25 protein-coding genes are annotated in these 25,666 nt (G+C 58.9%); 16 read left to right on the top strand and 9 right to left on the bottom strand.

What is annotated here, in order from left to right; translation table 11 throughout:
• The first annotated feature begins 9 nt into the window (after positions 1 to 9).
• The 10 genes from EAH74_RS04245 (at position 10) to EAH74_RS04200 (ending at position 9,717) form a co-directional block, all read left to right on the top strand.
• On the top strand, positions 10 to 540 hold the full coding sequence (locus EAH74_RS04245) for an A24 family peptidase (RefSeq protein ID WP_140676355.1): 531 nt from the start codon (positions 10 to 12) through the stop codon (positions 538 to 540).
• Positions 541 to 542: 2 nt separating this feature from the next.
• The gene (locus tag EAH74_RS04240) at positions 543 to 1,871 is read left to right on the top strand and encodes an AAA family ATPase (protein ID WP_140676352.1); all 1,329 of its coding nucleotides are present in this window, start codon (positions 543 to 545) and stop codon (positions 1,869 to 1,871) included.
• 15 nt (positions 1,872 to 1,886) lie between these two features.
• On the top strand, positions 1,887 to 2,702 hold the full coding sequence (cpaB, locus tag EAH74_RS04235) for a Flp pilus assembly protein CpaB (RefSeq protein ID WP_140676349.1): 816 nt from the start codon (positions 1,887 to 1,889) through the stop codon (positions 2,700 to 2,702).
• Positions 2,703 to 2,777: 75 nt separating this feature from the next.
• On the top strand, positions 2,778 to 4,103 hold the full coding sequence (locus tag EAH74_RS04230; RefSeq protein ID WP_140676346.1) for a Tad domain-containing protein: 1,326 nt from the start codon (positions 2,778 to 2,780) through the stop codon (positions 4,101 to 4,103).
• 8 nt (positions 4,104 to 4,111) lie between these two features.
• Entirely contained in the window at positions 4,112 to 4,606 is a 495-nt protein-coding gene (locus tag EAH74_RS04225; protein WP_140676343.1) for a TadE family protein, read from the top strand.
• Positions 4,606 to 5,085: a TadE/TadG family type IV pilus assembly protein gene (locus EAH74_RS04220; RefSeq protein ID WP_140676340.1), complete on the top strand. Its 480-nt coding sequence runs from the start codon at positions 4,606 to 4,608 to the stop codon at positions 5,083 to 5,085. The genes EAH74_RS04225 and EAH74_RS04220 overlap by 1 nt, the downstream gene beginning before the upstream one ends.
• A complete protein-coding gene (locus EAH74_RS04215; RefSeq protein WP_140676337.1) occupies positions 5,079 to 6,299 on the top strand; it encodes an AAA family ATPase in 1,221 nt (406 codons plus the stop codon). The genes EAH74_RS04220 and EAH74_RS04215 overlap by 7 nt, the downstream gene beginning before the upstream one ends.
• Positions 6,300 to 6,302: 3 nt before the next feature.
• Positions 6,303 to 7,736: a CpaF family protein gene (locus EAH74_RS04210; protein WP_140676334.1), complete on the top strand. Its 1,434-nt coding sequence runs from the start codon at positions 6,303 to 6,305 to the stop codon at positions 7,734 to 7,736.
• Positions 7,733 to 8,719 (top strand): type II secretion system F family protein, encoded by a 987-nt coding sequence (locus EAH74_RS04205; protein ID WP_140676331.1) that lies wholly within the window; start codon positions 7,733 to 7,735, stop codon positions 8,717 to 8,719. Before EAH74_RS04210 ends, EAH74_RS04205 begins: the two co-directional genes overlap by 4 nt.
• A gap of 29 nt (positions 8,720 to 8,748) precedes the next feature.
• A complete protein-coding gene (locus EAH74_RS04200) occupies positions 8,749 to 9,717 on the top strand; it encodes a type II secretion system F family protein (RefSeq protein ID WP_140676328.1) in 969 nt (322 codons plus the stop codon).
• A gap of 300 nt (positions 9,718 to 10,017) precedes the next feature.
• Here EAH74_RS04200 and EAH74_RS04195 read toward each other — a convergent pair whose 3' ends face one another.
• The 6 genes from EAH74_RS04195 to EAH74_RS04165 form a co-directional block, all read right to left on the bottom strand.
• Positions 10,018 to 10,287 (bottom strand): DUF3613 domain-containing protein, encoded by a 270-nt coding sequence (locus EAH74_RS04195; protein ID WP_123364768.1) that lies wholly within the window; start codon positions 10,285 to 10,287, stop codon positions 10,018 to 10,020.
• 18 nt (positions 10,288 to 10,305) lie between these two features.
• Positions 10,306 to 11,016 (bottom strand): tetratricopeptide repeat protein, encoded by a 711-nt coding sequence (locus tag EAH74_RS04190; protein WP_140676325.1) that lies wholly within the window; start codon positions 11,014 to 11,016, stop codon positions 10,306 to 10,308.
• Positions 11,017 to 11,129: 113 nt separating this feature from the next.
• On the bottom strand, positions 11,130 to 12,353 hold the full coding sequence (locus EAH74_RS04185; RefSeq protein WP_140676320.1) for a type II and III secretion system protein family protein: 1,224 nt from the start codon (positions 12,351 to 12,353) through the stop codon (positions 11,130 to 11,132).
• A 635-nt stretch (positions 12,354 to 12,988) separates the two neighbouring features.
• On the bottom strand, positions 12,989 to 13,627 hold the full coding sequence (locus tag EAH74_RS04175; RefSeq protein ID WP_140676314.1) for a LysE family translocator: 639 nt from the start codon (positions 13,625 to 13,627) through the stop codon (positions 12,989 to 12,991).
• A gap of 1 nt (position 13,628) precedes the next feature.
• Complete coding sequence (locus tag EAH74_RS04170; protein WP_140676311.1) at positions 13,629 to 14,399, bottom strand: 2OG-Fe(II) oxygenase; 771 nt, start codon at positions 14,397 to 14,399, stop codon at positions 13,629 to 13,631.
• A gap of 92 nt (positions 14,400 to 14,491) precedes the next feature.
• On the bottom strand, positions 14,492 to 15,118 hold the full coding sequence (locus tag EAH74_RS04165; protein ID WP_140676308.1) for an alanyl-tRNA editing protein: 627 nt from the start codon (positions 15,116 to 15,118) through the stop codon (positions 14,492 to 14,494).
• 91 nt (positions 15,119 to 15,209) lie between these two features.
• On the opposite strand from EAH74_RS04165, the gene EAH74_RS04160 reads away from it, so the two are divergent.
• Positions 15,210 to 16,208 carry a LysR family transcriptional regulator gene (locus tag EAH74_RS04160; RefSeq protein ID WP_140676305.1) on the top strand — a complete coding sequence of 333 codons (999 nt, stop codon included), beginning with the start codon at positions 15,210 to 15,212 and terminating at the stop codon, positions 16,206 to 16,208.
• Between the two features lie 154 nt (positions 16,209 to 16,362).
• Here the strand turns inward: EAH74_RS04160 and EAH74_RS04155 are convergent, their stop codons facing one another.
• Positions 16,363 to 16,770, bottom strand: a complete 408-nt coding sequence (locus EAH74_RS04155) for a PA2817 family protein (protein ID WP_008152400.1) — start codon at positions 16,768 to 16,770, stop codon at positions 16,363 to 16,365.
• An 83-nt stretch (positions 16,771 to 16,853) separates the two neighbouring features.
• Entirely contained in the window at positions 16,854 to 19,301 is a 2,448-nt protein-coding gene (locus EAH74_RS04150) for an acyl-CoA dehydrogenase (RefSeq protein WP_140676302.1), read from the bottom strand.
• A gap of 249 nt (positions 19,302 to 19,550) precedes the next feature.
• Between EAH74_RS04150 and EAH74_RS04145 the strand changes: the two genes are divergently transcribed.
• From EAH74_RS04145 to EAH74_RS04130, 4 genes are all read left to right on the top strand, one after another.
• Entirely contained in the window at positions 19,551 to 20,210 is a 660-nt protein-coding gene (locus EAH74_RS04145) for a transglutaminase-like domain-containing protein (RefSeq protein WP_140676299.1), read from the top strand.
• A gap of 43 nt (positions 20,211 to 20,253) precedes the next feature.
• A complete protein-coding gene (locus EAH74_RS04140; RefSeq protein WP_140676296.1) occupies positions 20,254 to 20,877 on the top strand; it encodes a glutathione S-transferase family protein in 624 nt (207 codons plus the stop codon).
• A 133-nt stretch (positions 20,878 to 21,010) separates the two neighbouring features.
• The gene (locus EAH74_RS04135) at positions 21,011 to 21,943 is read left to right on the top strand and encodes an ABC transporter ATP-binding protein (RefSeq protein ID WP_123364779.1); all 933 of its coding nucleotides are present in this window, start codon (positions 21,011 to 21,013) and stop codon (positions 21,941 to 21,943) included.
• On the top strand, positions 21,940 to 22,719 hold the full coding sequence (locus EAH74_RS04130; protein WP_140676293.1) for an ABC transporter permease: 780 nt from the start codon (positions 21,940 to 21,942) through the stop codon (positions 22,717 to 22,719). The genes EAH74_RS04135 and EAH74_RS04130 overlap by 4 nt, the downstream gene beginning before the upstream one ends.
• Before the next feature lie 45 nt (positions 22,720 to 22,764).
• Here the strand turns inward: EAH74_RS04130 and EAH74_RS04125 are convergent, their stop codons facing one another.
• Positions 22,765 to 23,286 carry a DUF2062 domain-containing protein gene (locus tag EAH74_RS04125; RefSeq protein WP_140676290.1) on the bottom strand — a complete coding sequence of 174 codons (522 nt, stop codon included), beginning with the start codon at positions 23,284 to 23,286 and terminating at the stop codon, positions 22,765 to 22,767.
• A 135-nt stretch (positions 23,287 to 23,421) separates the two neighbouring features.
• On the opposite strand from EAH74_RS04125, the gene EAH74_RS04120 reads away from it, so the two are divergent.
• The gene (locus EAH74_RS04120; protein WP_140676288.1) at positions 23,422 to 25,644 is read left to right on the top strand and encodes a DNA internalization-related competence protein ComEC/Rec2; all 2,223 of its coding nucleotides are present in this window, start codon (positions 23,422 to 23,424) and stop codon (positions 25,642 to 25,644) included.
• Positions 25,645 to 25,666 lie beyond the last annotated feature (22 nt).

The following is a 25,666-nucleotide window of genomic DNA, read 5'->3' as shown; positions in this document are numbered from 1 at the left end:
GGTGCAGCAATGTCAGCAGAGAGTCTGTTAGCCATTGTCGTGCTGCTAGGGCTGTTGGGCATAGCGGTGGTGAGTGATCTTCGTCACCACCGCATTCCCAACCTGCTGATCCTGGTGGGCCTGGTCCTCGGATTGGCCGGCCATATTTACTCAGGTGGGGTAAGTGGGTTGGGAGACGGCCTGTTTGGCATAATGATCGGCTTTGCGCTGTTCCTGCCCATGTATGCCCTGGGCGGCATGGCCGCTGGCGACGTCAAGTTGATGTCCGTAGTCGGCAGTTTTCTACCCGCCCATTACGCGTTGTGGGCTGGGGTCTTCAGCCTGATATCCGGCGGCCTGTGCGGTTTTCTGATAGTGCTGGTGCGCGGTCAATTATTGCAGACCCTGGGGCGTTATTGGCTGATTCTGAAGGCTCGGGCCTATTTGGCGCCGAGTGCGGACGAGGCAGCCGGCAAGCCCTTTCCTTACGCTGTTGCAATCTTGCTCGGCACTCTGGGCAGCATCTACTGGCAACTCGTTGCCGGTGGGTTGGGAGATTAGTCATGCACGTCATGGTTGATACTGATGCCTTCCCCAATGAGCGGGAAGCGGTGCAACGACTGGCTCCTCAGCCGTGCACAATCCGCGAGACTGGTCTGACCGACAGTTTTCTCGGTGAGTTGGTGTGCAAGCATTTGTTTGATGCCGGCGTGCTGGACATGTCGCGGCTGGTGGAGCGCCTGGCGCTGACCGGCGCGGTACTTGAAGAGGTCCTGGCGTTTCTGCGCAAGGATGGTCGTGTCGAAGTGCTTGGCCAGGGGAGTCAAACGGGCGGGCAGATGTTGCGTTATGGCTTGACCGAGCGCGGTCGCAGTGCCGCCCGCGATGCCCTGTCGCGCAGCGGCTATATCGGTGCGGCACCCTTCCCGGTGAGTACCTACCGGTCCCTGCTCAAACTACAGACCATTCACCATGGTCGCATCAACGCCAACGATATGCGCAATGCCCTCGCGGGCGTAGTGCTCACGGAGGGGATGCTCGATCAGTTGGGTGTGGCGATGAACTCCGGGCGCGCGATCATGATTTATGGCCCTGCGGGTACCGGCAAGACCTATGTCAGCAGTCGACTGATTCGTCTGTTTGCCGAAGCCATCTGGGTGCCTCATGCCATCGTCATCAACGAGTCGGTGATCGAGATCTATGACCCGCAGGTGCATCAGCGTCTGGATGACAACAGTCAAACGAACAATCTGATGCTCGACGAAGGGATCGACCGTCGACTGCTGTGCTGCAAACGCCCGATCGTCATTACCGGCGGTGAATTGAGCATGGAGCAACTGGACGTTCGCTATGACCCCTCCACCCGTCAATACCAGGCTGCCTTGCAGCTCAAGGCCAGCAATGGCCTGTTCATCATCGACGACATGGGGCGCCAGCGCATGGCACCCGCCGAGCTGTTGAATCGCTGGATCGTCCCGATGGAAGAGAAACGCGATTTCCTCAACCTGGGCGGCGGTCGGCATTGCGAACTGCCGTTCGATCTGATTCTGGTGTTTTCCACCAACCTCAATCCTCTGGAACTGGCCGATGAGGCCTTCCTTCGCCGGATTGGCTACAAGCTGCAGTTCGGTTACCTGAAGCCCGAGGAGTACGAAAAGATCTGGCGTCAGGAAAGCGAGCGTCTGGGCATGCCTTATGACCAGCTGCTGTTGCGTTATGTGCTGCAAAGGCTTTATGCAAGTGAAGGCATGCCCCTGGTGCCTTGCCATCCCCGCGATCTCCTGAACATGGCGCTCGATCGTCAGCGTTATATGGGCGGTTCCGGACCACTGTCACCGCAAGATTTGGAATGGGCCTGGCACAACTACTTCGTCCAGCTCAATTTTCTTTGATACGGAGATACTGACATGAGCTCTCGTACTCTTACCCTGATAGGCGTTTCCCTGGTCATGGGCCTTGGAGCTGCATGGATGGCCGACTCCTGGCTGAGCGCACGTCTCAACGCCAGCCCGGATGACCACCTTCGAAGCGTGGTGGTCGCCACGGTAGAGATTCCATTCGGGCAGATGGTCGAGGCCCAGCAGGTCACGACCGTACGCATGCCCATGGACACGATCCCGGACGATGCCTTCGATTCCAGCGAAAAAGCAGTGGGCAAGATCGCTACGTTCGACATTCTGCGGGGCGACATTGTGCGTGGTGCGCGTCTGAGTGAGCACCTGGGTGGCAGCACCCTGGCCTCTTTGATTGCCCCCGACAAACGCGCCATATCGGTACGTGTGGACGATGTGGTCGGTGTCGGCGGATTCCTGTTGCCGGGTAACCGGGTCGATGTACTGGCGACCAAAACCACCAATGCTGGCAGTAACAGTGCCGTGTCCAGGACCATCCTCGAGAACTTGCGCGTATTGGCGGTGGATCAGACGGCGGGTACCGACAAGACCCAACCAGTGGTGGTGCGCGCAGTGACGCTGGAGATGTCGGCCTCTGAAGCGGAAGCACTGGTCACGGCGCAGACGGAAGGCAAGTTGCAACTGGCGCTGCGTAACCCACTGAACCTCGAGAAGAAAACCGCAGCCGTTGCGCCTGTTGCGCCTGTTGTGCCGGCCATGGTTGTGGCCGCCGTCGCGGTGCCAAAACGCGTGGTACAGCGCAGCAGCGGCGAGGGTGGCGGGTCTATTACCGTTATCCGCGGGACCCAAGCCAGTGTAGTCAAGCGTTGACAGGGCGGTAGGGGTGCCCAGGCACCAAAGTATTGGCGGAGCCGATCCGGATCAGTATCGGCAAACGAGGGCTTGATGATGAATATTCGTATTCAGCGGCCGTTCACTTCGACGCCAAGGCGCCAGGAAGGATCGGTGAGTGTATTGATGGTGATTGCGTTGGCGGCGATCCTCATGATGGCGGCGTTGGCGCTGGACGGCGGTCACATATTGCTGAACAAGGCGCGCCTGCAGAACGCTGTGGACGCTGCGGCCCTAAGTGGCGCCAAAACCTTGAGTGAAGTGACAGGGGGGGTCAATGTTGCCAGCACAACGCGCACGGCCGCGCTGAATACGCTGACGCAAAATGCCAATGCCACGGGTAACAACGAATTGGCAACGGCCATCGGCGGCAGCGTGGGCACATTCGCTGTGGTGGAGCTGGCAAGCACTATAGGTGGACCTTTCGCCTATCCCGGGCCGACGAATGCCAAATACGTTCGGGTATCGGTACCGAGCTATCGGCTGACAGGATTTTTCTGGAACTTCGTCCAGTCATTCGGCACTGGTGGCCCGGGCAACAAGGCGGTGGCGGCGATCGCCACCGCTGGACCCAGTCCGACCAGCCCCTGTGATCTCGCGCCGCTGATGATTTGTGGCGACCCGACCAAAAGCAGCCCGTTCGGCTTCAACTTCGGTGATTTGCAGGTATTGAAGACCGCCGCTGGTAATTCCTCCCCCATTGGCCCGGGCAATTTTCAATTGCTCGATTTCGGTTCGGGCGGTAGCACGGTCAGGGAGGACCTGGCCGGAGGAGGCAAGGTATGCCGCAATGTGGGGGACAATGTCCAAACCGCCCCTGGCAACAAGGCTGGCCCTACGTCTCAAGGTATGAATACTCGCTTCGGCATCTACAACGGGCCGCTTAATACTTCGGACTATCCGTCGGACCTGGTGACGACCTCCAGCTCACCCGCTATCACCTGGAACGACAAAAGCACACCGCCGCGGGCGGAGTACAAGGGCCAGCCTGTCACTGCGAGCAACGGCGATCTCTCCGCTGGCGGCCAGGCGCTGCTGGACTACAACGACTGGTTGGCGAGTTCCGCTGCCTGTGTCGCCGCGGGCAGTGGCTGTCAGAGCAATGGGGTATTCGAGCGCCGGATGCTGAAAGTAGTGATTGGCGACTGTACCGGGAAAAATAGTGGTTCAACCTCGATTCCAGTCCTGGGATTTGGCTGCTATTTCGTGGTGCAGCCGCTCGATGGCGGTGGGCAGGAATCGCAGATCTTTGGCCAGTTCGTGAGGCAGTGCGAAGGTGACAATGTGCCAGGCCCCAATCCTTCGGGCGATTTCGGCCCGCAGATCATTCAGCTCTACAAAACCTATACCAATAGCGGCACTCCGAGCACTGACTCTTAGGAGGCGTCATGGGACTTCACACGTTTAGACAGCCCAAGGGCCAGCAAGGAATGGCAATAGTGGAATTCACTATCGTCCTGCCGTTGTTGCTGTTGCTGTTGCTGACCCTCGGCGAGTTCGGCCGCATGCTCTACCAGTACAACAGCCTGTTACAGGCCAGCCGTGATGCCGGCCGCTTCGTCGCCAGCCAGGCCTGGAACTCGACGCTCGGCGCTGTCACTCTGAGCAGCACGCTGAAGACCCAAACGCAAAACGTTGCGGTGTATGGCGTGCCTGCCAGCACCGGGGTTGCAGTGGTGTCAGGGTTGAAGACCACTGACGTGGCCGTCGTCCCGGAGGGCACCGACCCCGTCCACCCCGACCATGTGCGGGTCACCATCACCTATACCTTCTGCCCGGTGATTGGCGGCGGCAATTGTACCGGAGCGATTCCGGCGCTCTTTGGCAATCAGATTGCGCTGAGCATTCCGCTGGTTGCCACCACTGTCATGAGGGCGCTGTGATGAACCGCAAAGGCATGCGCGGCACTTATTCGGTGGAGTTCGCCATCGTTGGCCTGCTGGTGTTCACGCTGTTGTTCGGTGTGCTGGAAATGGGCCGCCTGTACTTCACGATGAATGCCCTCGATGAAGCCGTACGGCGCGGCGCGCGCCTGGCGGCGGTGTGCAATATCAGCGATCCGGTGGTCCTGCAACGGGCGATTTTCAATGCGTCGGGAGACACAGGTGCGAGCCAACTGATCGGCAATCTGAACACCAGCAACCTGACGCTGACCTATCTGGATGCAAACGGTGCTCTGGTGGCCAACCCCGGTACCACCGGGTTTCGTGCCATCCGTTATGTCCAGTTGAGCCTGCAAAATTTTATTTTCAATCTGTTTATTCCTGGGTTTGGCGTGCCCATTACCTTGCCCGTCTTCAGGGCGACCTTGCCACGCGAAAGCCTCGGGCGTAATCCAACAGGGGAGATCACGAAATGTTGAGTACCAGAGAAGCCCCGTTATCCACTGCGACCGGCAAAGCCGGGCTCAGGTTGCTGATCAGTAGCCGTGACGCCAGCTCTTTGCGCGACCTGCAGAGCGTCTGCCAACGCATGCCCAGCCTGGAGGTGAGTACTCGCCTGGTGAGCAATGGGCATGTCGACCCGCTCTACGGTCTGGATCGGATGCCCGATCTGTTGCTGTTGCGCGTTAGCCACCTGTGGCGTGAAGAGCTGTCGGCACTGTTGCAGCGCCCGGCCCATGAGCGTCCGCCGATGTTGGTGTGCGGACTGCTGAGCGAACAGGAAGCCATGCGCCTGGCGATGCAGGCTGGTGCCCGGGACGTGCTGCCGGAGCCCATCGCCGAGACCGAACTGGTCGCCGCCTTGAATCGTCTGGTCACGGAAGTTCGGACCGGCAGTGGGGCAGAAGGAAAATTGATCGCCGTGATGAGCGCCAAGGGCGGCTCTGGCGGAACCCTGCTGGCCTGCAACCTGGCTCAGCAACTCAGCATCAAGGGTGGCAGCACCCTGTTGCTGGATATGGACCTGCAATTTGGCAGCGTGACGCATTATCTGGATGTGGCGCAGACGCACAGCCATCTGGAGGTGTTGCACCAGATCGACGGCATGGACAGCGTCGCGTTACGCGGTTTTTGCAGTCACTTCAGCCCGACCCTGCATGTACTGGGCGGTCGGGCCGGTGAGCTGTGTTTGCCGCAGGATACCCAACCCGAGCAACTGGACACCCTGTTGCAGTTGGCCCGCGCCAGCTATGGCTGGGTGGTGATCGACCTGCCGCGGCAAATCGATCACCTCACCGGCTCTGTGCTGGAGCAGGTGGATCGGGTGTACGTGGTGGTGCAACAGAGTGTCAGCCATCTGCGCGATGCCAGCTCCCTGGTGCGGATTCTTCGCGAAGACCTGGGCGTGCGTGGGGATCAATTGCAGATAGTGGTCAACCGCTATGACAAGGCGGCAGCGGTCAGCCTCAAAGATATCGGTGAGGCGCTGCGCTGCACCAATCTGTCGAAGTTACCCAACGACTTCAATCTGGTCAGCCAGAGTCAGAACACTGGCGTGCCGTTGGGGCTGCATGCGCCGAGGGCAGCGATCACTGCTGCACTGCGCAACATGACCGAGGACCTGATCGGTCAACAGGTGGCCGGCAACAAAGGCTTGCTCAAACGTGCCTTCAACCGTTTTTTCGGGGGATGACCCATGATTAGCGACTTTCGTAACCGCTTGCGCAAACAGTCCAGTAAACCCGCCGCTGCCAAGCTGGGCGACGACCTGTTGGATCCGGCAGAGGAAATAATGGCGTGGGAGCGTGCAGCGCCGGACGTTCTTTACGAAACCAGAAGTCAGGTCACCCCGGTGGAGGCCGAGTGGCGGGAAAAGATCTACCAGCAGTTGCTCAAGGTCATGGACCTGTCCTTGCTGGACTCCCTTGAGCAGGCCGAGGCTACTCGGCAGATTCGCGATATTTGCCTGCGCCTGCTCGATGAGCATACGGCACCGGTGAGTACCGCCAGCCGCCAGTTAATCATCAAGCAGATCACCGACGAGGTGCTCGGCCTGGGTCCTCTGGAACCGTTGCTGGCCGATCACAGCGTGTCCGACATTTTGGTCAACCGGCATGACTCAGTGTATGTCGAGCGCTTCGGCAAACTGCAACGGACCGATGTGCGTTTTCGCGATGATCAGCATTTGCTGAACATCATTGACCGCATCGTCTCCAGCCTGGGTCGGCGTATCGACGAGTCTTCGCCATTGGTGGATGCGCGGCTCAAGGACGGTTCTCGGGTCAACGCGATTATTCCGCCGCTGGCCATCGACGGCCCGAGCATGTCGATCCGGCGTTTTTCCGTGGACCTGCTCAATACCGACAGCCTGATCCAGGTGGGGGCGTTGACCCCGGCCATTGCCCTGCTGCTCAAGGCGATTGTCCGTGGGCGCTTGAACGTGCTGATTTCCGGCGGTACCGGCAGCGGCAAGACCACCATGCTCAATGTGCTGTCCAGTTTCATCCCGCACAACGAGCGGATCGTTACCATCGAAGACTCAGCCGAACTGCAGTTGCAACAGCCCCACGTGGTACGCCTGGAAACCCGGCCTTCGAATATCGAGGGGCGTGGCGAGGTGAGCCAGCGGGAGTTGGTGCGCAACAGCTTGCGGATGCGTCCGGACCGCATTGTGATCGGCGAAGTGCGCGGTGCCGAGGCGCTGGACATGCTGACAGCGATGAACACCGGTCACGACGGCTCGTTGACCACGATCCACGCCAACACCGCACGCGATGCGCTGGGGCGGATCGAGAACATGGTGTCGATGACCGGGGCGACCTTCCCGATCAAGGCCATGCGCCAACAGATCGCTTCGGCCATCGGAGTGGTCATCCAGCTGGAACGCCAGGAGGACGGCAAGCGTCGCCTGGTCAGTGTGCAGGAGATCAACGGCATGGAGGGCGAGATCATCACCATGACCGAAATCTTCTCCTTCGTACGCCAAGGCATGGGCGAAAACGGCGAAGTACTTGGTGATTTTCGGCCCAGCGGCATGATCCCCGCCTTCCGCGATGTGCTGGCCAAGCGCGGTATCGAGTTGCCGCTGACGATGTTCAGGCCTGAGTGGATGGAGGCACGGCAGTCATGAGCCATATTCCTGGTGAATACATTCTGATCTTCCTCGGTATGGTGTTTATCGCTGTCTTCCTCCTGGCTCAGGGGGTGGCGGTGCCGGTGTTCGGTGAAGCGGGCAAGATGCGCAAGCGTATCCGCAGCCGCTTGCATGTCATGGAGAGGGCCAACAATCTGCCAAACATGCAGAGTGTGCTGAGGCAGAAGTACCTGACACGCTTGTCGCCACTGGAGGCCAGGCTTGAGCAGTTGCCCTTTATGGAGGCGCTGACGCAAATGATCGAGCAGTCCGGGCACGAATACCGGGCTTATCGGGTACTGCTGCTCGGGCTGGTACTGGGCGCCTGGGCGGGCATCTTGATCTGGATGATCTCGTCAGTCTGGTGGATGGCGCTGGTGGCGGGTTTCGGGGTGTTCTGGTTGCCACGAATGAAAATCGCTCGTGACCGTAGTAAACGCTTCGCCGAGTTCGAGGAGGGTTTGCCGGATGCGCTGGATGCCATGTGCCGGGCCTTGCGCGCCGGGCACCCGTTCAATGAAACCCTGCGTTTGGTGGCTGAGGAGCACAAGGGCCCGGTGGCTCAAGAATTCGGACTGGCCTTTGCCGATATCAACTATGGCAATGATGTGCGCCGGGCCATGCTCGGCCTGCTGGAGCGGATGCCGAGTATGACGGTGATGATGCTGGTGACCTCGATCCTCATTCATCGCGAGACCGGCGGCAATCTGACCGAGGTACTGGAGCGTTTGAGTCGCCTGATCCGCGGGCGCTTTCGCTTCCAGCGCAAGGTCAGGACCTTGTCGGCCGAAGGGCGAATGTCGGCCTGGGTGCTGGTGGCCATTCCCTTCGTGCTGGCGGCGGTGATCCTGGTCACAACCCCCAGCTACATGCCTTTGCTGCTCAATGATCCGGTCGGTCATAAGCTGATCGTCGGTGCTTTCGGCGCCATGTTGGTCGGAATTTTCTGGATCCGCCAAATCATCCGTATTCAGGTTTGAGCGGTATTCGCTACGCGGAGGTGCAGGTCATGGACTATTTGCTCGGGTTGTTCAGTCGGGTGACGAGTAATGAGGTGCTGGCGCGCCTGTTGTTCGTCAGTGCTATCGGTTTAAGTGCGATGCTCGCGGCCGTTACCGTGGTGTTGCTGGTATTGGGGCTGCAGGATCCGGTGCAGCGTCGTCTGGCGCTGATCAAGCGCGGTCATTCAGGGAATATCGCTGGGCAGGACGCACCGGGGAATCTGCAATTATTGCTGGAGCGAGTCGGTCAACGCTTTGGCGCGACTGAAGCGGCCAAGGCGTCCGTTACCCCAACCCTGTTGATGCATGCCGGTTACCGCTCGCCATCGGCGGTCCAGATGTACTGGGCGGTGCGCTTGCTGTTACCTCTGATACTGGTTGGCCTTGCGCTGTTGCTGTTGCCGATGATCCCCAGGCTTTCTCTGACGATGGGGCTGTTGTTGGTGTTTATGGCTGCGGCTGTCGGGTGGCTAGTGCCAGCGCTGTATGTTCAAAAGCGCAAGAAGGCTAGACAACTCCGGCTGCGTACCGCCTTTCCGGATGCCCTGGACCTGATGGTGGTCTGCGTGGAGTCGGGTCTGGCCTTGCCCCAGACTATCGAGCGGGTGGCTGAGGAAATGGCGGTCAGCCAGGTTGAGCTGGCTGAGGAATTAGCGCTAGTCAATGCGCAAATTCGTGCTGGCATTCCCAGTACCGAGGCCCTGAAACAGCTGGCTGTGCGCACCGGGCTGGAAGACGTACAAGGTTTGGTCAGCCTGTTGGCGCAGAGTATCCGCTTCGGCACCAGCGTGGCCGATACCCTGCGCATCTATGCCGATGAGTTCCGTGACCGGCGTACGCAGGCCGCCGAAGAGATGGGGGCGAAAATCGGCACCAAGCTGATATTCCCACTGATTTTATGTCTGTGGCCGAGCTTCTTTTTGGTCGCCATTGGCCCCGCCCTGATCGGGGTACTCAAAGTATTCGGGAAGCTTTGATATGAACAGGGGGCATGTGCTGTCGAGTCAGATGGCCTTGCCTCCTGAGCCTGATCTGCACGTCCTGCCATAAATCTACATCTCTCCTGAACAGCCGAAGGCTGCGATCTTTTGCTTTTGATCTGTTGAGGCCATGAAATTGCCTGCCAGAAAATGCAAAAGATCGCAGCCTTCGGCCGCTCCAGGGTAATCCGGCCAGGATTAGATAATTTCGATGCTTTCCTGCACACGACGTCTAGCCCGGCTTTGCAGCCAGGCCACTCTAGACGAAGCCAGAGGCTGATCACCCATAGACATGCCTCAGTTGCCGGTGGTCATTTTTCCCGCTGCATCCTGGTCATAAAACTCCGGAATCGGGTAGTTGAAGCTGTTCAGCCAGCGCTGCATGGCCAGGTCACGTTCGGTGGCCGAAGCGGTTTGCAGTTTAGGGGAGGCAACCACACCGCGAATCTGCAGCTGCATCCACTGTTCAGTACCTTGTTGATACGGCGAAGAGGGGCCGGGCTCAATAGCCCAGGCAGTGGTAGACAGGCAAGCCATGCACACGATCAACAGCCTTTTGGTATTCATCTCGACTCCTCGTACGTTCTACTTGATCGCACTGGAAGAGGCATCGGCTACCTCAGTCCTGCGATTCCCCTCGGAAGCCACCACCTTTTTGGCAGAGGCCTTGAGTTTTTCCGCGCGGGTTTGAGCCTCTGTGAATTGCTTGGGGCTCAAGTCGGCGCGGGTCACGAGTTCAGCAGCCGCCTTCCAGTTATCCTGGTAGATCAGCAACGTCACCATATTGAGTGCCGCCAGTGTGTTTGCCTGCTTGAGTTCCATGGCGGTCATGAACTCAAAACGCGCTTCAGGGATCCGTCGCTGATTGAGGTAGACGACCCCCAGGTCATTACGCATCCTGTCGTCAGTGGGGTCCATCTTCACCGCATTCTCAAGGTGAGCGGCTGCGGTGGCGTTATCATTTTTTTCTGCGGCCAACTGGCCCAGACCATGTTCCCCATCAGCAGCCAGACAGGTGCCGAGCAGACTTTGATACAACGGCCCCGCCTCGCTACGCCCCATCAAGCGCAGCACTTGAGCCTTGCGCAGGCGAACCTGGACCAGGTTGTCGGGCAAGCCTTCCAGATTCGCCAGGCTGGCATACAAACGGCCCTCGTTGGCCATGTTGTCGGCCAGGTTCAGGGCCAGCTCTTGCTCCGAAGCGGGCTTGGCACAGATGGCCGGTTGCGAAGACAGGCCGTTGGTGGCACAACCTGCGAGCATTATTGTCGCCGTTATTGCAATGACTGCTTTCATCGAGTGTCCTCTGGCTACAACACGTTGAACGCCTGGCCAATGGCAATAAAGCTGGTCTGGCAAGCGCTCAAGGTCACCGTTACGAGTGAGGGCGAGGCAGGTCTGATTCAGGCTCATTGCGAGAGCCCGGAGCGACTGTCGAAATCGCCATTTTCGAGGAAGAACATGCGGTAGAAGTTCGGGTCGTAATTGCGCAGCTGCTCGCCAGGCAATGACGGTAGTTGTGCATTGGCAGCCAAGGGTTGGACCAGATGCGGGGTAACGATCATCAGCAGTTCGCGCTCTTCACGGTTGATGGAGTTATCACGGAAGAACGCGCCCAGAATCGGGATATCGCCCAGTCCCGGAAACTTGTTCACCTGGGAAGTGTTGCGGGTGCTGATCAGGCCGCTGATGACGAAGCTTTCGCCGTCGGCCAGGGAGATGCTGGTGTCGGTACGGCGTATGGTCAGCGCCGGAACGATGGTGCCGGCGATGCTCACGGCGTTGGTGAAGTCCAGTTCACTGACTTCCGGCGCCACCTTCAGTGCGATACGGTTTTTCCCGACGATGGTCGGCGTCAGGGTCAGGCGGATGCCGAACTCCTTGTACTCGATGGACACGTTATCGCTGCCTGAGCTCGGCACCGGAATCGGCACTTCACCGCCGGCCAGGAAGCTCGCACTTTGCCCGCTGAGCGCTACCAGGCTTGGCCGCGCCAGGGTGTAGGCGAAACCACTGCCTTCCAGCGCGTTGAGCGCCACCAGGGTATTGCCGGTAGCAAAAGTGAGGTTGAAGTTGTTGTTGTTCACCGGTATCACCGGCGAGACAATGCCGCCGATGGTGGGCAAGGTTCTCGGCGAGCCGAACAGGAAGTTGCCGCGGGTGCCGAAAATCGAGGCGGAGGCTTCCTTGAGCTTGGTCCGGCTGACTTCAACGAAGCGGATATCGGTCTGCACCTGGCTCGGCAGCAGCGGGTCGTCGGAAGGCACCGACGGCACGCTGGTCAGCGCCGACGTCGCTTTACCCCTGACGAACACCATGCTTTGGCGCGGCATTTTCGAACAGTCGGTCCAGACCATCAGGCTGGTGGTCCCCGGCGCAATGCCCGTGACTATGAAAGCGTTGTTGCCGCTGGGTTGCACGTCGGCAATTTTCGGGTCACCCACCGCCAGTTTTGTTACCGGAACAGGGCTGCGCAGTTCATTCTGCAGTCCCTGACCGACCTCGAACGTTGTCGGCCAACTGTCCAGTTGCGGACAACTGGCCGTCGCGGCGTGAGCCGCCTCCACGCTGAGGCCCATCCAGAACAGGCCATGGATAATTCTCTTGAAAGCGGGCACGGGACGAAGGCTCATTTAATACATCCTCACTGGATAGGCCATCTTTAGGCTGACTGATTTGTCACGGATCACTTCACGGGGACCGGACTATCCCCCCCAATGCGTCAGACCACTTGTCCATGGCCTTGGTGTTATTCCTTACGTGCTACACACGAGCGGGCGCAATTCGCTGATCTGGCTGGACAGCGAGCGACCTTTGCTAAAACGGTTTTTAGTGATCGGGTTACCTGGACTGCCCGCCAGAGCGAAACTTGCGGCTATGGACGGTACTGTCCGTCGACCTGGCTCCCCCGGAAAGTAATCGGCAATGAAGGTACAGAGCCGGAAAGCGCCTGACAGGATCATAGAGAGGTAACTCCTTTTGCCTATTCACCATCTGATCACTGAAGCTAACGTGAAAATTCGAGCCGTTATGACTTCTTATTGCTTGACGTTAGTTCAATCAAACCAAAGTGCCATGATTTTTAAAAAAACCGCGGGTGCAAAGGCTGGAGAAAGGCGGGCGGGCGAGCGGTGCGGGCAAGGTCGTAGCGCAGTGCGATTGCCTGATATTGACGGGTTATGCTGAATGTCTAGTCCGTAGAACCGTACGTATGGTGGTGTGAGAGGACGGCGGCTGTGAAGCCGCCTCCTACTCGATTTACGCGTATTTACATCGACAAAATCAACCGACCAGCAAACAGGATCAGGATCACCCCCATGGTGCGTTCGAACCAGTGCCCCATGCGCATGAACAGCAACCGTATCCTGCTGCTTGAAAAGAACAGCGCAACGATCACAAACCACAGTGCGTTCACGAAACACATCCAGAGACCGTATAGCGCCTGAATCTTGAGTGGTGTCGTGGTGCTGATGATCGTGGTGAAGATTGCCAGGAAAAACAGTGTCGCCTTGGGGTTGGTGGCATTGGTCAGAAACCCGGTGGTAAACGCTTTTAGCAGTGTTTGCTCGACCATCGGTTCGTCTGCATTTTTTTCACCCTCCGGCATAGATTTGGGTTGGCTGCGCAGCAGGCTTACGCCGAGGTACAGAATGTAGGCGCCGCCCACGACCTTGGCCACGGTCAACAGCCAAGGCGTGGTGTGCATCAATGCGCCGACGCCGAACAGGGTGTAAAGCACATGCACGGAAATGCCCGCACCGATGCCCAGCGCGGTACAGATCCCCACCCATCGACCGAAACGCACGCTCTGGCGGATGGTGACCGCAAAATCCGGTCCGGGGGCAACCACGGCCAGAAAGTGAATAGTCGCCAGCGCCAGAAACTCTCCCAGGTAATTCGAAAGCATCTCAACTCCAGAAAGTAAGGGGTGAAGCATTGCCGCGATAGCCGACAAAGAACGAAAGGCTCAAGCGCGGATCAGCCACACCCGGTGTCACCGAGTGCATGCAGCGCGAATTGAACATGATGAAATCACCCGGCTCGGGAAGAATCTCCAGGGTCGGAGTCCCGAGCAGAGCCGGATCGATTCCGTAACTGTCGCCACGCATTTCGTCGAACTGATCCGGGGAGATGTCGTGGTCCCACATCTGCAGTGCACCGCCCTCGGCGGGCATGTTCAGGTAAACATTGCAGGCGAACTGCGCTTCCAGGCTTTTGGCCTGGTAACTGTCCGGGGCGTCCTTGGCGAAAATGTCGTGGTGGGCCAGAAAACAGACCCCGGGTTTCACCACCCGGGACAGCCCGACATACATCTTGCGACCGTAGAGATTTTCCAGGTGCGCACCCGCCGGCCAGGACTCATCAAGCATGCAGCGCAGGGTGTCGACGGGGGACGAATAGGGCGCGCACCGGTTACGTAATTCCGCAATGTTGCGGGTGGCGCGTTCGAAATAATCTTCGATCAGCAGCGGCTGGTTTTCCGCTTCATAAAACGCCATGCCGATGCGACCGATGCTCGGCGCATTGATATAGCCTTCGAAGCCCGGGGCGAGGATCTTGTCGCCAATCTGAATCGCCAGCGGCTTGGGCAACAAGCCTTTGACGCGGATGGCGAGCACTTCTTCGTTGGCCAGCTTTTTTATGCACGTCTCATCGAGACGCTCGACGTCAAGCATCATGTCTTAGGTCCATCTATCAGATAGTCAACAGAACCCGCGACCGCAGGTTCCCCCGGCGTCAGGCGATGACAGGAACGGCATCGCCCAAATGCTCAATCCACGCTGTAGTGGACTGACAGCGTTCCCTTCTTCAGTGAAAGGGACGAGATCGTGACCGAGCCCAAATCCTTCAGGCTGCGTACATGGGTGCCGCCGCAGCCGTAGGCGGGCAGTTCACCGAAACCGATTTCCCGGGCGCCCTCACGCAGCGACGTCAGGCGCGGCAGATCATTGGTGATCCACTGCTCGATGCCGTGCAGAATCATCTCGGCATCAACCTCTTTTGCCGACTCTGCCGGTTTGAATTGCACGCGTCCTTCACCCGGCCAGTGATGAGCCTTGATTGGCATCCAGCCCAGGGCCTGGACGAAATGGCCGATCAGGTGGCCGGCGGAATGCATGCGTGAATTGAACTGGCGGCGTTGTTCGTCGACACGAATCTGAGTCATGCCCGGTTTTACCGGATGGTCGACGAAATGAATGATCCGGTCCGGATCCTGAACAACCCGCAGCACCCGGCTTTCGCCGATCCAGCCGGTGTCAAAGGGTTGTCCACCGCCTTGGGGATGAAACAACGTGGCGCGCAGCACCACGGCAAATTCGTTCTCGTGGGGCGTGCAATCCAGGACTTCCACATTGGCCTTGAGGTCATCACTATGGAAAAAGAGGCGAAGCGTCATATTCCATGCCCTTATTAACAATTCTATTTTTTATTATATGAAGCGTGGAATTGCGTGATAATCCGTTCAAACATCAAAGGACTGTTGCGCTGTGAGCATAAATCTCCCACTACCGCTGCTCGGTGAAATGGCGATCTTCGTCAAGGTTGTCGAGACCGGCAGCTTCTCCGAGGCCGCTCGCCAGTTGGGGTCTTCTCCCTCGGCGGTCAGTCGCAGCATTTCGCGCCTGGAGAAGGCGCTCGCCACCCGTTTGCTGCAGAGAACCACGCGCAAGTTGCGCTTGAGCGACGGTGGGGAAGAGGTGTTCAAGCGTTGCCAGGAGATGGTCAGCGCAGCCAAGTCGGTGATGGAAATCAGCGGCCAGTTCACCCATGAAGCGGAAGGACTGGTGCGCGTCAGTGTGCCGAAGGCGGTGGGGCGTTTCGTGATTCATCCGCATATGCCGGAATTTTTGCGTCGCTATCCCAAAGTGGATGTGGAGCTGTTGCTTGAGGACCGCCAGGTGGATTTGATCGACGACAACGTTGATCTGGCGATTCGTATTACAGATCGGCCACCAGCTGGACTGGTCGGGCGGCAATTGCTGACCATTGATCATTTGCTCTGTGCAACGCCGCAATACCTGGCCGAACACGGCACACCGACCCATCCCCACGACTTGCTCAACCACAGCTGCATCTACCTGGGCGAAACCCCGAGCGATGCACGCTGGAAATTCAAGAAAGGCACCAAGGCTGTCACCGTTGGCGTGCGCGGACGTTATGCAGCCAATCACACCGGTGTGCGGTTGGGCGCAGTGTTGCAGCACATCGGGATTGGCAGCCTGCCGTACTTCACCGCGCGTTATGCGCTGGAGCAGGGGCTGATCGTGCAGGTGTTGCCGGATTGGACCTTTCTGGCGTCATACCACGGCGGTGCCTGGCTGCTGCATTCACCAACCCGTTATTTGCCACCGAAGTTACGGGTGTTGATCGACTATCTGGTGGAGTGCCTGGAGAAGGAGCCGACGCTGAGCAAACCGGGTAAGCCAAGTGCGTTGGGAAAAGTCGCTGCGCAGTATGAGTTGCCCGAGAGTGATGGGTTATTTTAAAGCAAGATCAAAAAATCGCAGCCTGCGGCAGCTCCTACAGGGTGAGCGCAATTCTAATGTAGGAGCTGCCGCAGGCTGCGATCTTTTGATCTTTGCGGCTAATAAAAAAGCCCGCATGTTCACCATGCGGGCCTTTTGCATTTCTGACCGAGGATCAGTGCTTGCTGTCGTCTTTCGACATCGCCAGCAGCTGTTTTTCCTGGTTCCAGTCGAACGGTTCGTCGTTTTGTTCAGCTTCGAAACGACGTTCTTCCAGCGCCTGGTACAAGTCGATTTCATCGTCGGGCATGTAATGCAGGCAGTCGCCGGCGAAGTACCACAGCAGGTCGCGCGGGACCAGGTGGGCGATTTGCGGGTAGCGGGTGATCACCTGGCACAGAATGTCCTGGCCCAGGTATTGGCTTTCGATCGGGTCGACCGGCAGCAACGCACGCAGTTCGTCGAAGCGCTCCAGGAACAAGGCATGGCTTTCTTCGGGAACCTGTTCGGCCTCACCTACGGCGACCAGGATGCTGCGCAGGTGGTCGAGCAAGACAAGATGATCGGCAACGACATTGGACACGAGATAAGTCCTCAAGAGCAAAACGGGCGCGGGAGTATAAAGCGCCCGCGCCCTTTTTTACATGGTGGAGGACGCTGGCTGGATCAGCGGACCTTTCCTTTGCCCAGCGCCAGTTCCTTTTTGTCGAAATCATCGACATCAATCACCTTGCGTCGCGCCGCTTCAGCATCACGCAGGGTCTGTGCTTCCACGGGCTGCAACACGCCAGCCTCCAGCGCGGTGTCGATGATGTGTTCCCCGGCGACCGCTTTGACCTGACCGCTTTTGAGTGCGACATGCAGCTTTTTCTGCAGCGGTTGCGCGGCACTCAGCAGGTTACACGCATGTTGCAGGGCGCCGACCGGGTCATCAGTGGATTGCGGCCGGTAGCAACCGCCGAGCAACTCTTCCAGGGTCGGATCGCCCTTGGCACGACCGATCACCGCAGCCACTTCGGCGCCGAGTTTGTCCGATGGCCCTTTGTGACGACGACCGAACGGGAACACGATCACCCGCAACAGGCAACCCAACACCTTGTTCGGGAAGTTGGTCAGCAGTTCATCCAGCGCTCGTTCCGACTGGCCCAGGCTTTCTTCCATGGCCCAGGTAAACAGCGGTGCCATGTGCTCCGGTGAATCGAGGTCGTGGTAACGCTTGAGTGCGGCGGAGGCGAGGTACATGTTGCTGAGCACATCCCCCAGACGTGCCGACAGACGTTCGCGTCGTTTCAATTCGCCGCCCAGCAGCATCATGCTCAGGTCGGCGAGCATGGCGAACGCAGCAGCCTGGCGATTGAGGGCGCGGAAGTAACCCTGGCTGAGCTTGTCACCTGGCGCGTGTTCGAAGTGACCGAAGCCAAGGTTCAGCACCAGCGTGCTGGCGGCGTTACTCACGGCGAAACCGATGTGTTTGAGCAGCAGGCCATCGAATTCGGTGAGGGCCTGATCCTTGTCTTCACGACCGGCGAGGGCCATTTCCTTAAGTACAAATGGATGGCAGCGAATCGCGCCCTGACCGAAAATCATCAGGTTGCGCGAGAGAATGTTCGCGCCTTCCACGGTGATGAAAATCGGCGCGCCGTTCCAGCTGCGACCGAGGTAGTTATTCGGCCCCATGATGATTGCCTTGCCGCCATGAACATCCATGGCGTGGCTGATGCACTCGCGGCCGCGTTCAGTGAGGTGATACTTGAGAATCGCCGACAGCACTGATGGTTTTTCGCCCAAATCCACTGCATTGGCCGTGAGCATCCGCGCCGCGTCCATCATCCAGGCGTTGCCGCCGATACGCGCCATCGCTTCCTGAATACCTTCGAAGGCCGACAGTGGAACATTGAATTGTTCACGGACCTGAGCGTACTGGCCGGTCACCAGACTGGTGAACTTGGCGGCACCGGTGCCGACCGCAGGCAACGAAATCGAACGTCCGACCGACAGGCAGTTCATCAGCATCATCCAGCCTTTGCCGATCATTTCCTGGCCGCCGATGAGGAACTCCAACGGTACGAAGACATCTTTGCCGGAGTTCGGGCCGTTCATGAATGAAGCGCCCAACGGCAAGTGACGGCGGCCGATTTCGACACCGGCGGTATCGGTCGGGATCAACGCCAGACTGATCCCCAGGTCTTCCTCTTCACCCAGCAGGTGATCCGGGTCGTAGGCCTTGAACGCAAGGCCGAGCAGGGTGGCGACAGGGCCCAGTGTGATGTAACGCTTTTCCCAGTTCAGGCGCAGGCCCAAGGTTTCCTTGCCTTCCCATTCACCTTTGCAGATCACCCCGGTGTCGGGCATGGAGCCGGCATCAGAGCCGGCCAGGGGGCCAGTCAGTGCGAAGCACGGGATGTCATCGCCGCGTGCAAGTCGTGGCAGGTAGTGGTTGCGTTGCTCGTCGGTGCCGTAATGCAACAGCAGTTCAGCCGGGCCCAGGGAGTTGGGGACCATCACGGTAGAGGCAAGGTCGCCGCTGCGGGTCGCCAGTTTCATCGCCACTTGGGAATGGGCATAGGCGGAGAAACCTTTGCCGCCAAACTCCTTGGGAATGATCAGGGCGAAGAAGCCGTTTTCCTTGATGTAGGCCCAGGCTTCGGGAGGCAGGTCCATGGTTTGACCGATCTGCCAGTCGCTGACCATGGCGCAGAGTTCTTCGGTCGGGCCGTCGATAAAGGCCTGTTCCTCTTCGCTCAACTGTACTTTTGGATAGGCCAGCAGTTTGTTCCAGTCCGGGCGACCGCTGAACAGTTCACCGTCCCACCACACCGTGCCGGCATCGATCGCATCGCGTTCGGTTTGCGACATCGGCGGCAGGGTTTTCTGGAACCAACTGAACAGCGGCGCGCTGAAATATTTACGGCGCAGGTCTGGCAGCAACAAGGGCGCTGCAACAGCCGCGATCAACACCCAGAAAACCAGCAGCAACCAGCCTGGCGCGCGGCTGAAAGCGCCCATCGCCACCACGTAAACGGCAACGACGCACAGGGCGGGCAGCGGGGCGACACGACGGTGGGCTAAATAAGCAATCCCGACAACCAGAACCAGTATCCACAACAGCAGCATATTTAATCCTCCGTGAAACCAGGGCAAAACCAACTTTCAGAGCTTAGACGGCATCCGCAAAACAGGGTGGTCAGAGCGATGTGATTGAATTCGTGGGAAACCATGGATGAGTTTTGTAGGCCCGGTGGGCAACAGGCCGGGGAAATCGTTCGTTGGGCGGACGGCAAAGCGTCCATGATTGGCCGAAACGTCGTTATCTCTGTGCTGAACGTGTCGCTAGACTCGTGGCTTCCCCAGGAGATTGTTCTCATGCATGAGTATCTGAGTCCCGGCCGCTTCATCGATAGTGACCACCCGTCGGTGGTGGAGTTCGCCGAAAAACATCGCGGCAGCCGTCGCGATCCTCTAGAGCAGGCGATCAATCTCTATTACGCCGTGCGTGAAGCCGTGCGCTACAACCCTTACACCTTCAGTCGCGATCCGGATACCTTGCGCGGCAGCTATGCGCTGACAGCGGGGGAGAGTTATTGCGTACCCAAAGCCACGCTGCTGGCAGGTGCAGCCCGGCATTGCGGGATTCCCGCGCGGATCGGTCTGGCGGATGTGCGCAATCATTTGTCGACGCCGCGGTTGCTCGAGTTGCTCAAGAGCGACGTGTTCGCCATGCACGGTTACACGGAGCTTCACCTGAACGGCCGCTGGGTCAAAGCCACGCCAGCGTTCAACCAAGGCTTGTGCGAACTGTTCAATGTCGCACCACTGGAATTCGACGGAATCAACGACAGCGTTTTCCATCCGTTCAATCTCGACGGCGAGCAACTGATGGAATACCTGATCGACCACGGCCAGTTCACCGACGTGCCTGAAACGTTCTTTTTCGAGCACCTGGAGAAGTGCTATCCGCATCTGTTCAGCGACACACTGCCTGCGCTGCTGGGTGACATGCAGAGCGATTTGAGTCGCGCCTGATCCGGCGTATGCTGCCTGCGCATTCATCCATAAAGAGGCGGTCATGCTGAAGATCTGGGGTCGGAAAAACTCGTCGAATGTCAGAAAACCGTTGTGGGCCGCCGAGGAGCTGGGCCTGGCTTATGAAGCCATTGATGCGGGCGGCGCCTTTGGTGTAGTCGATACGCCGCAGTACCGCGCGATGAACCCCAATGGCCGCGTGCCGGTGATTGAAGACGAGGGTTTCGTGCTGTGGGAATCCAACGCCATCGTGCGTTACCTGATGGCTCGCCACGCCAACGGCACGGCCTGGTATCCAGAGGATCTGCAGTCCCGGGCTTCTGCCGACAAGTGGATGGACTGGACCACTTCAAGTTTTGCCGGGCCGTTCCGCACGGTGTTCTGGGGTGTGTTACGTACACCGGAAAGTCAACAGGACTGGCCCGCAATCAACGCCGCGATCAAGGAGTGCGATGGCCTGCTGTCCATGGCCGATCAGGCGCTGGCGACCCAACCCTACCTGTCCGGCGATGAGATCGGCATGGGCGACATTCCTCTGGGCAGTTTCATTTATGCCTGGTTCGAGATGCCGATCGAGCGCGCACCGCAGCCTCATCTGCAAGCCTGGTATGCACGCCTGAAACAGCGTCCGGCGTATCAGAAAGCGGTGATGACCGCGTTGACTTAATACTCACTATCGACACACTTGACTGTACTTGTGTGGCGGCGACAAGCACCATTGCGCTCGTGCGCCGCGGTTGTATTAGTCGCCGCCCGCCCTTATTTGTCCCTTTCTTCCCTTCTTGGTGCGTAAATCCGATATGAGTTCCGCTCTGTCCATCCGGCAGCTAACCAAAACCTACGGCAACGGTTTCCAGGCCTTGAGTGGTATCGATCTGGACGTCGCCGAAGGTGACTTTTTCGCCTTGCTCGGCCCTAACGGCGCTGGCAAATCCACGACCATCGGCATTCTCTCGACCCTGGTGAACAAGACCAGCGGAACGGTGAATATCTTCGGTCACGACCTGGACAAGAATCCTGCAGCACTCAAGCGCTGCATCGGCGTGGTGCCCCAGGAATTCAACTTCAACCAGTTCGAAAAAACCTTCGACATCGTCGTGACCCAGGCCGGTTACTACGGCATCCCGCCGAAAATCGCCAAGGAACGCGCCGAGCAGTACCTGACCCAACTCGGCCTGTGGGACAAGCGCGATGTGCCGTCGCGTTCACTGTCCGGTGGCATGAAGCGTCGCCTGATGATCGCCCGTGCGCTGGTTCACGAACCGCGCCTGTTGATCCTCGACGAACCGACGGCGGGTGTAGACATCGAACTGCGCCGCTCGATGTGGACGTTCCTCACCGAGCTGAACAAGAAAGGCATCACTATCATCCTCACCACCCATTACCTGGAAGAGGCTGAGCAGTTGTGCCGCAACATCGGCATCATCGACCACGGCACCATCGTCGAGAACACCAGCATGAAACAGTTGCTCAGCCAACTGCATGTGGAAACGTTCCTGCTCGACCTCAAAAACACGGTGAACGTCGCGCCGCAGTTGCTCGGTTACCCGACCAAGTTGCTCGACAGCCACACGATTGAAGTTCAGGTCGACAAGGCCATGGGCATCACCGCGCTGTTCACCCAATTGGCGCAGCAGAACATCGAAGTGTTGAGCCTGCGTAACAAAACCAATCGCCTCGAGGAGTTGTTCGTGTCCCTGGTGGAGAAAAATCTGTCGAAGGTGGCGGTATGAGTTCCGAGCTGCAACCCAACCTCGTTGCCCTCAACACCATCGTTTACCGAGAGGTCAAACGCTTTACCCGGATCTGGCCGCAGACGCTGCTGCCGCCGGCCATCACCATGGTTCTGTACTTCGTGATCTTCGGCAATCTGATCGGCCGGCAGATCGGTGACATGGGTGGTTTCACTTACATGGAGTACATCGTGCCGGGGCTGATCATGATGTCGGTGATCACCAACTCCTACGGCAACGTGGTCTCGAGTTTCTTCGGCAGCAAGTTCCAGCGTTCCATCGAAGAATTGATGGTGTCGCCCGTGTCGCCGCATACGATTCTGATCGGCTACACCCTGGGCGGCGTGCTGCGCGGCTTGATGGTCGGGATCATCGTGACCCTGCTGTCGCTGTTCTTCACCCATTTGCAGGTGCATCACCTGGGCGTGACCATTCTGGTGGTGGTGCTGACGGCGACGATCTTCTCGCTGCTGGGCTTCATCAACGCCGTGTTTGCGCGCAACTTCGATGACATCTCGATCATCCCGACGTTTGTGCTGACACCGCTGACCTACCTGGGCGGGGTGTTCTACTCGATCTCCTTGCTGCCACCGTTCTGGCAGACCGTGTCCCTGGCCAACCCGGTGCTGCACATGGTCAACGCCTTCCGTTACGGCATTCTTGGCGTTTCGGACATCAGGATCAGCGTGGCCATCACCTTCATGCTGGTGGCGACCGTGGTGTTGTACATCGGTTGTGCGCGGTTGCTGGTCAGTGGTCGCGGGATGCGCACGTAATCGCGCACGGCTCAATCAGAAACGGCACCTCAGGGTGCCGTTTTTTTATTCTTGCCCCCGTCGTTTCTGGCGCCGCCGCCACTGCCGCCCCACCCACCAGCGCCAGTACATCATGGTCAGGCAATAGGCGAGCGCGCCGAGCACCAGTCCCGTCACCACCGAACCGAGTAAAAACGGCTGCCAAAGAGTCGAGAGTTCGCCGCTGATCCATTCCCAGGTCAGCTCGTCCGGCAAATGGCGGGTGGGAACATCCATCAGCCAGGCACCGGTCTGGTAAGTGCAGAAGAACACCGCCGGCATGGTGATCGGATTGGTTAGCCAGACCAGGCTGACCGCAATCGGCATGTTTCCGCGCACCATGATGGCGAGAATGGCGGCGACCAGCATCTGCAACGGAATCGGCAGGAACGCCGCGAACAGACCCACCGCCATGGCCCGTGCGACGGAATGGCGGTTGAGGTGCCAGAGGTTCGGGTCATGCAGCAGGGTGCCGAGAAAGCGTAAGGACTTGTGTTCCCTGATGCTGGTCGGGTCTGGCATGTAACGTTTGAATAAGCGCCGGGGCATAAGGCTTCTCGGTCGGTTAAGGCGGCAAGTATGTCTGGATTCTATGAGCCGCCCATTCAGACTTTGTGACAATTAATAACGATGCCTGTGCGATTAGCCGGCTATGCCTAGGAGGGGACTCTCAAGGACGGGCGTATGCGCACAGGGATGATGGCGCTGGCGTTGGGTCTTTTGATCCTGCGTTTTTTACCGGCATTACCGCCGGTCTGGTTATGGATAGTGCTGCCGGTAATCGGTTTGATGTTGCTGCCGTTTCGCAGCTATCCACTGGCTTTTTTGCTGTTCGGTTTCAGTTGGGCAGGCGCGAATGCACAGTGGGCGCTGGATGATCGGCTGCCGATGAGCCTCGATGGCGAAACCCGTTGGGTCGAAGGTCGGGTGACGGGATTGCCCCAGAACAATGACGCCGTCGTGCGTTTCGAGTTGGCGGACGCCCGGTCGCGACGCGGCAAGGTGCCGCAACTGCTGCGCCTGGCCTGGTATGACGGGCCGCCGGTCAACAGCGGCGAACATTGGCGACTGGCGGTCAAGTTGAAGCGTCCTGCGGGGCTGCTCAATCCCCATGCCTTCGATTACGACGCCTGGCTGTTGGCGCAACGCATCGGCGCTACCGGAACGGTCAAGGCTGGCGAGCGGCTCAAGCAAGCCCAATGGGCCTGGCGCGACGGCATCCGTCAGCGCTTGCAGTCCGTGGATGCCCAGGGGCGAACGGGAGCGCTGACGGCATTGGTGCTGGGGGATGGCGCCGGACTGAGTCGCGAAGACTGGCAGGTGCTGCAAGACACCGGCACCGTGCATTTGTTGGTGATTTCCGGACAACACATCGGGTTGTTGGCAGGGCTGGTGTATCTGTTGATCGCCGGGCTGGCCCGCTATGGCCTGTGGCCGAAGCGTTTGCCTTGGCTGCCGTGGGCCTGTGGACTCGCGTTCGCGGCCGCTCTCGGTTATGGGCTGCTGGCCGGTTTCGAGGTGCCGGTGCGACGGGCCTGCGTGATGATCGGCCTGGTGCTGTTGTGGCGCCTGCGATTTCGTCACCTCGGCGCCTGGTGGCCGCTGTTGCTGGCACTCGACGGTGTTTTGCTGCTGGATCCGCTGGCGAGTCTGCAACCGGGTTTCTGGCTGTCGTTCGCGGCGGTAGCGGTGTTGATCTTCACCTTCGGTGGTCGGCTGGGCCCATGGCGTTGGTGGCAAACGTGGACCCGCGCCCAATGGCTGATCGCGATTGGTCTGTGCCCGTTGCTGCTGGTGCTCGGGTTGCCGATCAGTCTCAGCGGGCCGGTGGCCAATTTGCTCGCGGTGCCGTGGATCAGTCTGGTCGTGCTGCCACCGGCATTGCTGGGTACGTTGTTTTTACCCCTTCCTTATGTGGGCGAAGGGCTGTTGTGGTTGGCAGGAGGTTTGATCGACCTCTTGTTCAAGGGCCTGACGCTGATGGCCGGGTACTTGCCCGCGTGGGTGCCGGTGGCCATCCCGTTGTGGGTATGGGCACTCGGCACACTCGGTGCCTTTCTACTATTAATGCCTCGAGGTGTGCCGTTTCGCTCGTTGGGTTGGCCGATGCTGCTGTTGCTGGTTTTTCCACCCAGGCAGGTCTTGCCTGAAGGTATCGCCGAAGTCTGGCAGCTGGATGTCGGCCAGGGTTTGGCAATTCTGGTGCGTACCCGTCATCACACACTGTTGTATGACACCGGGCCTCGTTTCGGCGATTTCGACCTGGGCGAGCGGGTGGTGCTGCCTACCTTACGCAAACTGGGGGTGGAGGGGCTCGATTTGATGCTGATCAGCCATGCTGACGCCGATCATGCGGGCGGCGCCCGGGCCGTTGCCAATGGCTTGCCGGTGAAACGGGTGGTCAGTGGCGATCCCCTGGCGCTGCCGGTCGAGTTGCAGGCAGAAGGCTGCGAGAGCGGCAAGCAATGGGTCTGGGATGATGTGAGGTTCCAGCTCTGGCAATGGTCTTCGGCCAGCGACAGCAATCAAAAATCCTGCGTCCTGCAAATCGAAGCCAATGGCGAGCGTATGTTGCTGACCGGTGATATAGACGCCGCCGCCGAGCGGGCACTGCTCGACAGTCCACTGGCCGTCACCACCGATTGGTTGCAGGCGCCGCACCATGGCAGTCGCAGTTCATCTTCCATGGCGTTGCTTACCGGGCTGCAACCCAAAGCAGTGTTGATCTCCCGAGGTCAGGGAAATTCATTCGGTCATCCCCATCCCACGATCATGGCGCGCTATCGAAAGCGCGGCATATCGATCCATGACAGCGCCGAACAGGGTGCCATCCGTCTGCAACTGGGACGCTTCAAGCCACCATGGACGATGCGTCAAGAACAGCGTTTCTGGCGCTCTGCGCAATGACTCCGTGTGATTAACGCCCGAC

The organism is Pseudomonas mandelii (assembly GCF_006438925.1).
GTDB classification, from domain to species: domain Bacteria; phylum Pseudomonadota; class Gammaproteobacteria; order Pseudomonadales; family Pseudomonadaceae; genus Aquipseudomonas; species Aquipseudomonas mandelii_C.
The sequence above is the reverse complement of the archived record's forward strand: the minus strand, read 5'-3'. Positions and strand labels throughout refer to the sequence as shown.